The sequence below is a fragment of the uncultured Maricaulis sp. genome (assembly GCF_905480005.1).
Lineage (GTDB): Bacteria > Pseudomonadota > Alphaproteobacteria > Caulobacterales > Maricaulaceae > Maricaulis.
This window is the reverse complement of record NZ_CAJQOO010000011.1, coordinates 62,791-74,444: the sequence shown is the minus strand read 5'-3', so window position 1 is coordinate 74,444 and position 11,654 is coordinate 62,791. Positions and strand designations below refer to the sequence as shown.

12 protein-coding genes are annotated in these 11,654 nt (G+C 65.5%); 9 read left to right on the top strand and 3 right to left on the bottom strand.

The annotated features are described in order from the left end of the window. The first annotated feature begins 271 nt into the window (after positions 1-271). The 7 genes from moaA to QZ266_RS02085 all read left to right on the top strand — a co-directional run bounded on the left by moaA (position 272) and on the right by QZ266_RS02085 (position 4,962). Positions 272-1,285: a GTP 3',8-cyclase MoaA gene (gene moaA, locus QZ266_RS02115; RefSeq protein ID WP_295691263.1), complete on the top strand. Its 1,014-nt coding sequence runs from the start codon at positions 272-274 to the stop codon at positions 1,283-1,285. 4 nt (positions 1,286-1,289) lie between these two features. After that, positions 1,290-1,541, top strand: a complete 252-nt coding sequence (locus QZ266_RS02110; protein ID WP_295691261.1) for a MoaD/ThiS family protein — start codon at positions 1,290-1,292, stop codon at positions 1,539-1,541. A 3-nt stretch (positions 1,542-1,544) separates the two neighbouring features. After that, the gene (locus tag QZ266_RS02105) at positions 1,545-2,015 is read left to right on the top strand and encodes a molybdenum cofactor biosynthesis protein MoaE (RefSeq protein WP_295691259.1); all 471 of its coding nucleotides are present in this window, start codon (positions 1,545-1,547) and stop codon (positions 2,013-2,015) included. Continuing rightward, entirely contained in the window at positions 2,015-2,524 is a 510-nt protein-coding gene (gene moaB / locus QZ266_RS02100; protein WP_295691257.1) for a molybdenum cofactor biosynthesis protein B, read from the top strand. Before QZ266_RS02105 ends, moaB begins: the two co-directional genes overlap by 1 nt. Further along, positions 2,524-3,009, top strand: coding sequence for a cyclic pyranopterin monophosphate synthase MoaC (gene moaC / locus QZ266_RS02095; RefSeq protein WP_295691256.1), 486 nt, complete (start codon positions 2,524-2,526; stop codon positions 3,007-3,009). Before moaB ends, moaC begins: the two co-directional genes overlap by 1 nt. Next, on the top strand, positions 3,006-4,190 hold the full coding sequence (gene glp, locus QZ266_RS02090; RefSeq protein ID WP_295691255.1) for a gephyrin-like molybdotransferase Glp: 1,185 nt from the start codon (positions 3,006-3,008) through the stop codon (positions 4,188-4,190). Before moaC ends, glp begins: the two co-directional genes overlap by 4 nt. 94 nt (positions 4,191-4,284) lie before the next feature. After that, positions 4,285-4,962 carry a GntR family transcriptional regulator gene (locus tag QZ266_RS02085; RefSeq protein ID WP_295691253.1) on the top strand — a complete coding sequence of 226 codons (678 nt, stop codon included), beginning with the start codon at positions 4,285-4,287 and terminating at the stop codon, positions 4,960-4,962. Positions 4,963-5,060: 98 nt separating this feature from the next. Here the strand turns inward: QZ266_RS02085 and QZ266_RS02080 are convergent, their stop codons facing one another. Both QZ266_RS02080 and QZ266_RS02075 read right to left on the bottom strand, forming a co-directional pair. Next, a complete protein-coding gene (locus QZ266_RS02080) occupies positions 5,061-6,062 on the bottom strand; it encodes a 4-hydroxyproline epimerase (protein WP_367178198.1) in 1,002 nt (333 codons plus the stop codon). A 16-nt stretch (positions 6,063-6,078) separates the two neighbouring features. After that, positions 6,079-6,999: a dihydrodipicolinate synthase family protein gene (locus QZ266_RS02075; RefSeq protein ID WP_295691251.1), complete on the bottom strand. Its 921-nt coding sequence runs from the start codon at positions 6,997-6,999 to the stop codon at positions 6,079-6,081. 259 nt (positions 7,000-7,258) lie between these two features. On the opposite strand from QZ266_RS02075, the gene QZ266_RS02070 reads away from it, so the two are divergent. Further along, positions 7,259-9,772 (top strand): zinc-dependent metalloprotease, encoded by a 2,514-nt coding sequence (locus QZ266_RS02070; RefSeq protein WP_295691250.1) that lies wholly within the window; start codon positions 7,259-7,261, stop codon positions 9,770-9,772. A gap of 14 nt (positions 9,773-9,786) precedes the next feature. Continuing rightward, a complete protein-coding gene (locus QZ266_RS02065) occupies positions 9,787-10,827 on the top strand; it encodes a hypothetical protein (RefSeq protein ID WP_295691248.1) in 1,041 nt (346 codons plus the stop codon). A gap of 61 nt (positions 10,828-10,888) precedes the next feature. Here QZ266_RS02065 and QZ266_RS02060 read toward each other — a convergent pair whose 3' ends face one another. Next, positions 10,889-11,560, bottom strand: a complete 672-nt coding sequence (locus tag QZ266_RS02060) for a TorF family putative porin (RefSeq protein WP_295691246.1) — start codon at positions 11,558-11,560, stop codon at positions 10,889-10,891. Positions 11,561-11,654 lie beyond the last annotated feature (94 nt).

Below are 11,654 nucleotides of genomic sequence, written 5' to 3'. Positions count from 1 at the left end.
CAATAGCGCTGATATTGCCAATCTCGCAAATACTTCGCTCAATTGGTTCGCGGATCCAAGCGGCGGCGCGCAAGAATGGTGCATCCCTGCTCGCGAATGCCGCAGAATTGCGCCCGATGCCCGCCCGGGCTGGAGACAGCATGCGCCGATCGGGAAAGTCGCAGGACGTCAGCCCGGCGGACGGCTCCCGGTCGGTCACAATCGCGTGGCGGACCGGCCAGCTCCGCCAAAACGGCTTGCCCCGCAGCAGCACACCCCCCAAATTCACCCCATGAGCCCCGCCGCCACAAGTCAGCCCCTGATCGACAGCTTCGGTCGCCAGATTCGCTATCTGCGCCTGTCGGTGACCGATCGCTGCGACCTGCGCTGCGTCTATTGCATGAAGGCGCAGCCGGACTTCCTGCCGAAGTCCGAGCTCTTGAGCCTGGAAGAGCTCGAGCAGGTCGCCGGAGCCTTTATTGATCGCGGCGTCTCCAAGATCCGCATTACCGGCGGTGAACCCCTGGTCCGGCGCGATGTGGTCACCCTGATCGAACGCCTCGGCGGGCGTCTCGGCGAGACGGGCGGGCTGGACGAACTGACCCTGACCACCAATGCCACCCAGCTGCCCCGCTTTGCCGACCGCCTGGCCAATGCCGGCATGCGCCGCATCAATGTCTCGCTCGACACGCTCGATCCGGACCGTTTCCGTCGCCTGACACGGGGCGGACAGCTTGCAGACACGCTGGCCGGGCTGACCGCCGCCAGCCGGGCGGGTCTCAAGGTCAAGCTCAATGCGGTCGCCATGAAGGGCGAGAATGAGGACGAATTGCCGGATCTCATCGCCTGGGCCCATGACCAGGGACATGATGTCACCCTGATCGAGGTCATGCCGATCGGCGATGTCGGCCTGGACCGCGCCATTCAATTCCTGCCGCTGACCGCCGTGCGCGAGCGCCTCGAGCAAGACTGGACCCTGACTCCGCTGGCCGAGACCACCGGCGGACCGGCGCGCTACCACCGGATCGAGGAGACCGGTGGCAAGCTGGGTCTGATCACGCCGCTGACCGGTAATTTCTGCGCCGGCTGCAATCGCGTCCGCCTGACCTGTACCGGTCAGCTGCATGCCTGTCTGGGCCAGGAGGGTTCCGTCGATCTGCGCAGCGCCCTGCGCGAGCGCGGCCCGGCAGGTCTCCATGAGGCGCTGGACCAGGCCGTGGCCGAAAAGCCGGAAGCCCATGATTTCGACGTCCGTCCCGGCGCCGCACCGTCCGTGACACGCAGCATGGCGACAACGGGGGGCTGACATCATGCAGATTCATATCCGCTATATGGCGGCCCTGCGCGACCGCCTTGGCGATGGCGAGACCGCTCACGACCTGCCTGCCGACATCACCGACAGCGAAGCCCTGATCGCCCACCTGACCCGATCCGACGCGGAAGCGGCGGCGTTGGCGGCACCGGAGATCCGCCTGATCCGCAATGACCGCATCGTCACCCGCCCCAGCGCGCTGGCCGATGGCGACCGCCTGGCCTTCTGCCCGCCTTTCACCGGAGGCTGAACCATGCCTTTGGGTATCCAGGTCAGTGTCGAACCGATTGCCGCCGCCGAACGCCTGTCCGCCCTCACCGGCCAGAGCCCGCATGACGGGGCCGTCGCCAGCTTTGTCGGCCAGGTCCGGGCCGATGGCGACCTGGTCGCGCTGGAACTCGAACACTATCCCGGAGTGACCGAGGCCGCGTTGGGGGCCCTGCGCGAGCAGGCCATTTCGCGCTGGTCACTCAGCCAGGCGATCATTCATCATCGTGTCGGCCGCATGGAGATTGGCGAGACCATTGTGCTTGTCGCCGCCAGCGCCCCCCATCGCCGCGCCGCCCTGGAAGCGGTCAGCTTCCTGATTGATCGCCTGAAGACCGAAGCGCCGTTCTGGAAATGCGTACACACCGCAAGCGGTCGGCACTGGGTCGAGGCCCGTGACAGCGACACCGCCGCGTCGCAATACTGGCGCGACCAGATCGCCCAGGAGGATGCCTGATGCCCGACCGGCAGCTCGGCTTTGCCGTTATGACAATTTCCGACACGCGTGACACTGCCAGCGACAAGACCGGGCCCTGGTTGCGTGAGCAGATCGGCGATGCCGGCCATACCGTGATCGACCATGCCATCGTGCCCGACACGATCGAGACCATCCGCGCCCAGCTGCAGGCCTGGCTCGATGATCCGGCCATCCATGCCGTGATCACCACGGGCGGGACGGGACTGACCGGTCGCGATGTCACACCGGAGGCGGTCAGGCCGATGCTCGACAAGGAGATTGACGGTTTCTCGGTCGTCTTCCATCAGATTTCCTTCCAGTCGGTCGGCGTCTCGACCCTGCAGTCGCGTGCGCTCGCAGGGATCGCCAAGGCCACTTATGTGTTCGCCATTCCGGGGTCGATGGGCGCCTGCAAGGATGCCTGGAACGGCATTCTGCGACATGAATTCGACGCCTCGCACAAACCCTGCAATCTGGTCGAGATCCTGCCGCGCCTCGGAGAAAGCTGATGAGCAATTTGACCCATCAGGACGCGGAGGGCCGTGTCCGAATGGTCGATGTCGGAGACAAGACTGTCACCCGCCGCACCGCGACCGCCAGCGCCCGGATCGAGATGAGCCCCGAGGCCTTTATCGCCGTCCGCGATGGCCAGGGACCGAAAGGCAATGCCTGCCGGACCGCCGAGCTCGCCGGCATCATGGGCGCAAAGAAGACGTCGGACCTTATCCCGCTCTGCCACCCCCTGCCGATCACCAAGGCCGAGGTCACGATCGAACCGGTCGCCGGCGAGACCGCGTTTGCGATCACGGCCACTGTACGGACCGACGGCAAGACCGGGGTCGAGATGGAAGCGCTGACCGCCTGTTCGGTCGCAGCCTTGACGCTCTATGACATGGCCAAGGCCCTCGACAAGGGCATGCGTATCACGACGATCCAGTTGGAGCAGAAACAGGGCGGCAAGTCCGGCGACTGGCAGCGCGAGGGCACAACGTGATCCCCCTGACGGACGCGATAGCGCGCGTCCGCAGCGGTCTGACCGCCTGTGATAGGGAAACCATCGGCCTGGGCGAGGCCGCTGGCCGCGTCCTGGGGCAAGCCGTGAAAGCCCGGCTCACCCAACCGCCCTTTCACGCGTCGGCCATGGATGGCTATGCCGTCCGATCCGGTGATCTGGGCGAAAACCCGGTCGATCTGACGCTGGACGGCGAGTCGGCGGCCGGTCACGGCCTCGACCGCGCCATTCGTGGCGGGACAACGGTCCGGATATCCACCGGCGCGGCCCTGCCCGAAGGCGCCGACCAGGTCGTCATCCAGGAAAACACCGTCCGCGAGCAGGACATCATTACGCTGAACGACACGTCCCAGCCGATGCGGCATGTCCGCGCCATGGGCGAGGATTTTACCGATGGCGACACCCTGCTCGCTGCCGGCACCCGGCTGACACCGGCCCGCCTGGCCCTGGCTGCAGCCGGTGGTGCAAGCGAGCTGAGCGTCACGCGCAAGCCCCGCATCGGGGTCCTGGCCTCCGGCGACGAGCTGGTTCCGGCCGGCGCGCCGCCAGGCCCGGGACAGATCATCAATTCCAATGCTCCCGCCCTGGCGGCGCTTTTGACCCAATGGGGAGCCGAGCCGGTCGATCTGGGCATTGCCCGTGATACACTGGACGCGGTCCGGGCGTCGCTCGAGCAAGCCGAAAATCTCGACCTCCTGGTGACCATCGGCGGTGCCTCGGTCGGCGATCATGATCATCTGCGCCAGGTTTTCGCCGAGATGGGCGGCGCGCTCGCCTTCGAGAAGATCGCGCTCAAACCCGGCAAGCCGACCTGGTTCGGACACTTGCCCGACACGCCTGTCCTGGGTCTGCCGGGCAATCCCGTATCGGCTCTGGTCGTCGCGGAGCTGGTGCTGAGACCCGCTGTTGAGACCCTGTCGGGCGAGACGCCCCGCGCACGATTGCGGCCGGCATTTCTGGCTGCCGATCTGGCCGCCAATGGTCCGCGGGAAACCTGGATACGTGGTCGTTTCGATCCCGAAACAGGCGGGGTTCGCCCGGCTGGCCGTCAGGAGAGCGGGCTGGTCTCGGCCCTCGCAATGGCGGAACTTCTCATCCCGCGCCCGATCGATGCCCCGGCACTGCGCGCCGGCGAGCCGGTCGACATTCTTGTCCTCGACTGAGGCGGTTCGCAGGCCGCATGGCAGGGGCCGCATGACAGGGACAACCGGCCCGCCTAGTCTGGAGACTCGTCCCACGTCAGATTCGGAGCGCCGCGTGCCCGGCACCGACATCCAGTTTTCCGACCCCATCACCCCGGCTTCGGTTGTCGACCAGCTGGCGGCGCGGATTCGCGCCCGCATTCTGGGCAATGAGTTCAAGCCTGGCGAAGCCCTGCGGCAGGAAGCCCTGGCCGACGTCTACAAAGTCTCCCGCATGCCGATCCGCGAAGCGCTGCGGCGGCTGGAAGTGGAAGGCCTGGTCGTCTTTCACCCCAATCGCGGTGTCACCGTTTCGGAAGTCTCTGCGGCAGAGATGTCCGAACTCTTCGACATCCGGCAACAGTTGGAGCCGGGCCTCTTCGCCCAGGCCATCGAACGCGCCGGCGCCAGCGATATTGCGGCCGTCGAGGCGATCCGGGCCCGCGAAACCGCAGCCCTGGCAGAGGGCGATACGGCCAGGCTCGGCGCCCTCAATCGCGAATTCCACGCCGCCCTGCACGCCCCGGCCGACCGCCCGCGCACCCAGGCCATCGTGCTCTCCCTCAATCAGCATATCGACCGCTATGTCCGCCTCCAGCTCTCGCTCGGCGCCAATGCCCGCAAGACCGCCAATAGCGAGCATGACGGCCTGCTGGACGCGCTGAGAAGCCGCGACCCGATCGCCGGTGCCAACCGCATGGTCCAGCACATTGCGACAGCGCGGCGGGCGCTGGAGAAGGCGTTCGCGGGTTAGCGGCCGGTTGGCGGGCGTGAGCGAAGAAGCGCTGCGATGTCCTCGCCCTTGATCGGGGAGGTGGAGTGGTGACGGGCGTGTCATGGGGGCGCCGGGTTTCACCCCACCGTAAAGCCGTCCGCATAGGGGTCGCGATCATCGACCCAGATCGTATTGATGCCGGTCTGGATGGCCCATCCCTTGATGCTGGGGATGATGGCGGCGTGGTCGCCGACGGTGGTCGCGCTTTCGACCCGCCCTTCGAACAGGCTGCCAATCAGGCTCTCATGGACGAAATCATCGCCCGGCTTCAGGTCCCCGCGCGCGGACAGCTGAGCCATGCGGGCGCTGGTCCCCGTGCCGCAGGGTGACCGGTCGATCGCACGCTCGCCATAGAAGACAGCATTGCGGGCATGGGCTTTGGGATCGCGCGACCGCCCCGTCCACAAGGCATGGCTCACGCCGGCGACACGGGGATCATCGGGATGGCTCAGCGTGACAGCCGCATTGGCAGCGGCGCGAACCAGGGGGCTGAGGCGCAAGATGTCGGCGACGCTCACCTCGTCGAGATCGGCATAGCCGGGCTGGGGCTCGATGATCGCGTAATAATTCCCGCCATAGGCGATATCGACGGTGAGGGGCTGCCAGCCGGGGATGTCCAGCATCAGACCGGTGACGGCGAGATAGGAAGCGACATTGCGAATCCGCACGCCGGCGACCCGGTCGCCTTGCCAGTCAATCTCGGCCTCGACCCGGCCGGCCGGAGCGTCGAGCTTCACATATTGCCGGTCAGCGGGGGTGATAACGCCATTTTCCAGCGCCAGGGTCAGCGCACCGATCGTGCCGTGGCCGCACATGGGCAGGCAGCCGGACGTCTCGATAAACAGGATCGAGGCGTCCGCATCCTCGGAGCAGGGCGGATAAAACATCGCGCCGGACATCATGTCATGACCGCGCGGCTCGAACATGAGCGAGCGGCGGATCCAGTCGAAGCGGGCCATGAAGTCCACGCGCCGGGCGGCCATGTCCTCCCCCTTGAGGAAAGGCAGCGGGCCAGTGATCAGGCGAACCGGATTGCCACAGGCATGACCGTCCAGGCATTGAAAGACATGGCGCATGATGCGCTCCGCTCCAGGCCTAGTGGGCCAGGACGGATGGCAGTTTGAGCGGTCGCGTGTCGCGCGCCGTCTCGACCATCCCGATCACCGCCGCCCGGCGGTCTCCGCTCAGCGGCATGCGCGGCATGCGGACCCGTTCCGAACCGCGGCCCATGACCTGTTCTGCCAGTTTGATCGATTGCACGAGATCATGCTCGGCATCGAGATGAAGCAGCGGCATGAACCAGCGATAGATGGCGCGAGCGGTTTCCAGGTCACCGCTCTCCACGGCATCCCAGAGGGCGATCGACTCGGCCGGGAATGCGTTGGTCAGGCCGGAGACCCATCCCACCGCGCCGAGCAGGATCTCCTCCAGCGCCACATCGTCCAGGCCGGCGAAGACGAGATAGCGATCGCCACAGCGATTGAGAATATCGGTGATCCGGCGCGGATCGGGCGCGCTTTCCTTGATCGCCACCAGGGTCTCGACATCGGCCAGCCGCTCCAGCGTGTCGAGGGAAATCGAGACGCGATAGGCGGGCGGATTGTTGTAGAGCATGACCGGCAGGGACGTAGCGCCGGCGACGGTGCGAATATGCGCTTCCAGCTCGGCCTCGGTCGGGACATAGACCATGGCGGGCAGCAGCATCAGCCCGTCTGCGCCGATGCGGGCTGCATCCACGGCATAGCTCCGGGCGAGGTCAGTGGTCAGTTCGGACACGCCGGTCAGGACCGGAATGCGGCCGTCGACCGTGTCGACGATACGGGCAAGAACCTGACGTTTTTCCTCGGCGGTCAGGGAGTTGTTCTCGCCGACCGTGCCCATGGCGATGAGGCCATGCACGCCGTCCTCGACAAGCCCGGCCACCACCGCCGCCGTCGCATCGAGATCGACCGAGAAGTCCTCGGAAAATTGTGTTGTCGCCGCCGGAAAGACGCCGCTCCAGTTTGCTGTGGTCATGGTGTGTCCCTTCTCGACCCGGAGCCGGCCTTGAGGCCGTGCCCTGATCCCTGTTCCGCCTCGTTCTGGCCCGCCTCGTTCTGGCCCGCCTCGTTTTGGCCCGGGTCCGGCTGACGGCCGGCCCGGTCAACTTTCAGCCTGTCACTCTCGACGGTAGAAATCGAATGATTCCCAAATTGGATACAATATCCAATTTGGTCAAGCCGGTCGGGTGACACTCCCGCCAAGCTCGTCTAGCGTCGCCATGAAGAAGGGGAAGATGACCACCATGAAGACCACCACGAAGATGCTGACGATGATCGCTGCCTGCGCCCTGGCCGGTTCGGCCCTGACCCCGATCGCGGCCGCCCAGGACGCCGCCAGCTGGGCGGAGACGACTGAAAACCTTGAGCTGCGCGACGGGTTCATCCCGCTTTACATCGACACATCCGACGGCCGCATCCTCGCCCGTCTGGAGACCGGGGACAGCGACGATCTGGGCCGCATGATCTATACGGCCCGCATGACATCCGGTCTCGGTTCCAACCCTATCGGTATTGATCGCGGACTGGGCTCAAACTCTGAAATCCTTCGCTTTTTCCGTGTGAACGACCAGGTCTTCGCCGAGTTTGAAAATACCGGCTACCGCGCCGACGGTGCCGGTCCGGAAGAAGCAGCGGCCACCCGCAATTCCTTTGCCCGTTCCATCGTCTGGTCGACCCCTGTCCTGGCAGAGGAAGACGGACAGATTCTCATCGACTTGTCGGGCTTTCTCAAGCGCGACCCGGTCGGCACGATCAACCGGCTGAGCAATAGCGGACAGGGCAGTTTCTCGATCGCAGAGGATCGCTCCGCACCCATCACGGACAGCACTTTCGTCTTCCCGGATAATGTTGAAATCGATACACTTTTGACGCTGACCGGGTCCAGTCCGGGGTCCGAAGTCCGGGCCGTGACCCCGGCTCCGAATTCGGTGACCCTGACCGTCCATCACTCCTTCGTTGCCCTGCCGGATGGCGGGTATGAACCGCGTGAGGCCGATGACCGCTCCGGCGCGATCACGCGCAGTTTCTACGACATGGCGACCCCGCTGACCGATCCGGTCCGGCGTTCCCTGGCCTTGCGTCATCGCCTCGAACGTGTTGATCCGTCGGCACAATCCGGCCCAGTCGTCGAACCCATCATCTATTATCTCGATCGCGGCACACCGCCCCTGATCCGCGACGCCCTGATCGAGGGTGGAAACTGGTGGACTGACGCTTTCGAGGCCGCCGGCTATGAAGACGCCTTCCGCGTCGAACTCCTGCCCGAGGGCGCCCACCCGCTCGATGTTCGCTACAATGTCATCCAATGGGTGCACCGGCAGACCCGCGGCTGGTCCTATGGCGGCTCCGTCGTCGACCCCCGTACAGGCGAGATCCTCAAGGGGCATGTCATCCTCGGCTCCCAGCGCGTGCGCCAGGACCGAATGATTTTCGAAGGCCTGGTCGGGGTCGAGAATACGGGCAGTGGCGCCGCTGATGACCCTCTGGAACTGGCCCTGGCCCGGATCCGTCAGCTCTCTGCCCATGAGATCGGGCACACGATCGGTCTCGCACATAATTTCGCGGCCAGCATATCGGACCGGGCCTCGGTGATGGATTATCCAGCCCCGCTGGTCACCCTTGACGGGAATGGCGAGATCGATACCAGCCAGGCCTATGACACCGGCATTGGCGCTTGGGACAGCACAGCCATTTCCTGGCTCTATGGCGAGTTCGGCGATGGTCCGACCGAGGCCGACGCGCTCGACCGCATCCTCACCGACGCAGCGGCCAACGGCCTGCTCTACATCACTGACCGTCATGCCCGCGGCAATGCCAGCGGCCATCCACTGGCCAATCTCTGGGACAATGGCGCCGATCCCGTCGACATGCTGATCGAGACGATGGCGGTGCGCGAGCGGGCCCTCGCCGATTTCGGCCAGAATGTTCTCGCCCATGGCGAACCGGCCAGCGCGCTGCGCCAGGTCCTGTCTCCCATCTATCTCTATCATCGCTACCAGGTTGAAGCGGCGGCGAAATCCATTGGCGGCGTCACCTTCGGATACGGTCTCAACCGCGCGGATCTGGTCCGGATGGAGCCGATCTCCGCCGGTGATCAGGACCGGGCGCTTGCGGCCTTGCTCGCGACGCTGGACCCTCAGGCCCTGGACCTGTCGGACGATATCCTGGCGCTGATGATGCCGGCCGCTTTCGCCGATTACGACGCCGCGGCGACCCGTGAACTCTTCCGCTCCAATGATTATCCGGCCTTCTCCCGCAGCGGCGCGGCGGCCGCATCCGGGCGCATCACCTTGCAGGCCCTGCTCAACCCGGCCCGGCTTTCGCGACTGGCCGAACAGGCGGCCCGGGACAGCAGCCGGATGGACCTCGCCCAGCTGCTGGACGCCGTTGAGGGGCAGCTATTCGAGGCGCCGCGCGATGAGGCGGCCCGGCTGGCCCCGATCCGGCACGCGCTGCAGACTGAATATGTCGCGCAATTGATGGAAGTCCTGGCCGCTGACCCGACCGTTCCGGCGTCCGCGGCGCGGTTGCGGCTCGAGGCCATTGCCCGCAATGAACCCTCCCGTCGGCGCGATGACGCCGCAGCGGCCCACCAACTTTGGCTGGCCCGGGCGGCTCAGGCCGGACTCGATCGCCACGATGCGGGTGAAACACCGGAACTGGTCGAGACCCGCATCCCGCCGGGTAGCCCGATCGGAGCGGACACGTGCTGGCATTGCGACAGCGCCAGCCTGCTCGGCCTCGAATGATGGACACGGCTCGCATGGCCGGTGGAGCCGGCTGTTTTCTAGTGCTGGCCGCCTGCACCGCGCCAGAGGAGGCACCGGCTCCGGCATCCTGGTCACTGACACTCCAGGAAAGTGGCGTTTCAACCTCGCTGAGAGGTTTGAGCGTCGTGTCCGATGACGTTGTCTGGATTGGTGCCCCGGACGGGCAGGTCCTGCGTACGGTGGATGGTGGCGAGCATTGGCAAGTCCTGACAACAGACCTCGCCGACGGTGCCGACCTGCGCTCGGCGCACGGCTTCGACGCCGACACAGCCCTCTTCGTCACCGCCGGCCAACCGGGACGGATCCTGCGTACCGCCGACGGCGGCGCGTCTTTCCAGCTGATCTGGGAGGATGAAACCGGGGCCGCTTTCTTTGACAGTCTCGCTTTCTGGGATGACCAGCGCGGTCTGGCCTTCTCCGATCCGGTCGATGGCGCATTCCTGGTCCTGCGAACGCTCGACGGCGGCACGAGCTGGGCCGCCCTGCCGGCATTGCCAGCGCCGCTGGACGGTGAAGCGGGATTTGCAGCCTCCAACTCCTCGATCGCGCTGAGCGCCGATGGATGCGCCTTTATCGGGACCGGGGGCGGCGCCGTCGCCCGGATACTGCGCAGTTGCGATTTCGGCGACAGCTGGACCGCGCTCGAGACGCCGATGGCCGCGGGAAGCGGCGGTGCAGGCATATTCGGCGTCGCGATCAGCGAGGACGGTCTGCTTGCGATCAGCGGCGGCGACTATCAACAACCCGACGCCACCAGCGGCAATTTCGCTCTGTCGCATGACCGCGGGGATAGCTGGGCTCCCGCCCGCGCCGCGCCTGGTGGCTACCGCTCGGACGTGGTCGCGGCCTCCGGTCACTGGTTGACTGTCGGCACCAATGGCATCGACACGGGCGTGCTGCAGGGCGACCAGATCAGCTGGGAGGCAAGCGCCTGGCCGGTCGAGGCGCCCAATGCAGTCGCCGTCTCGCCCTCGGGCGAAACCGCCTGGATCATCGGTGCGAACGGCGGCGTCTGGCGGGCAAGACCCCAATGAAAGCGGGCCCGGCTAACAGCCGGGCCCGTTCACGCACCACAACAATCAGTTTGACGAATGATCAGTCGCCAAAGCTCTGCGAGAAGGTCACGACAAGGCTCTCATCTCCGCCGTCGGAGAGATCATGATAGCGCAGGTCCCAACCGACATTGCCGAAGACCGTGCCGGACACGCCAAGCTGATAGTCTTCATAATCGGCGCCCGGCACGTCATCAAAGCGGCTTGCCCCGATGCGACCATCGACGCTGATGCCGTCGAACACTTCCATGCCGAGACCGGTTTCCAGATACCAGGCCTGGCCGGTTTCACCATAGAATTCCGGGGAATAGGACAGTTTGGCATCCCAGCCGACCGGGCCGAAAGAGCGACCGATACCGCCATAGAATTCGACGAAATTCTGGTCTCCGCCAGCGCTCGGGCTGTCGGGATAGGCGTAGTAGATCACGCCGATATCATAATCGAAGCCGGCACCGGAGAAGGCGTAACCGCCATAGAGGTCGAGCTCCATCGTGGTGTCGTCCGAGAAGTCGACGCTGGAACCCCAGACACCGACATAGAAGCCCTCGGCCTCAACGTCGAAGCCGCCGGAAATGGCCGGGCCACCATCTGTCTGGGTGATACCGCGGAACACATAGTCCGAACCGAGCGCGACATTGCCGGTAACTTCCTGGGCGGCAACCGGGGCGGTGAAGGCGCAGGCAGCGAGGCCCAATGCGAGATACTTGATTTTCATGACTTACTCCTGGGTGGAAGATCGAGTGTGGGTGGTCTGGATTTCCTGAGGCTCCGATCGGCAGGACGAGAGCGCAGCTCTCCCGTTGACCGCG

What these genes read in the sequence shown, in the direction of transcription:
- QZ266_RS02110 (WP_295691261.1), top strand. Translation starts at nt 1,290, where the DNA reads ATGCAGATTCATATCCGCTATATGGCGGCCCTGCGCGACCGCCTTGGC.
- QZ266_RS02075 (WP_295691251.1), bottom strand. Translation starts at nt 6,999, where the DNA reads ATGACCACAGCAAACTGGAGCGGCGTCTTTCCGGCGGCGACAACACAA.
- moaA (WP_295691263.1), top strand. Translation starts at nt 272, where the DNA reads ATGAGCCCCGCCGCCACAAGTCAGCCCCTGATCGACAGCTTCGGTCGC.
- QZ266_RS02065 (WP_295691248.1), top strand. Translation starts at nt 9,787, where the DNA reads ATGGCCGGTGGAGCCGGCTGTTTTCTAGTGCTGGCCGCCTGCACCGCG.
- QZ266_RS02070 (WP_295691250.1), top strand. Translation starts at nt 7,259, where the DNA reads ATGACCACCATGAAGACCACCACGAAGATGCTGACGATGATCGCTGCC.
- moaB (WP_295691257.1), top strand. Translation starts at nt 2,015, where the DNA reads ATGCCCGACCGGCAGCTCGGCTTTGCCGTTATGACAATTTCCGACACG.
- QZ266_RS02060 (WP_295691246.1), bottom strand. Translation starts at nt 11,560, where the DNA reads ATGAAAATCAAGTATCTCGCATTGGGCCTCGCTGCCTGCGCCTTCACC.
- moaC (WP_295691256.1), top strand. Translation starts at nt 2,524, where the DNA reads ATGAGCAATTTGACCCATCAGGACGCGGAGGGCCGTGTCCGAATGGTC.
- QZ266_RS02105 (WP_295691259.1), top strand. Translation starts at nt 1,545, where the DNA reads ATGCCTTTGGGTATCCAGGTCAGTGTCGAACCGATTGCCGCCGCCGAA.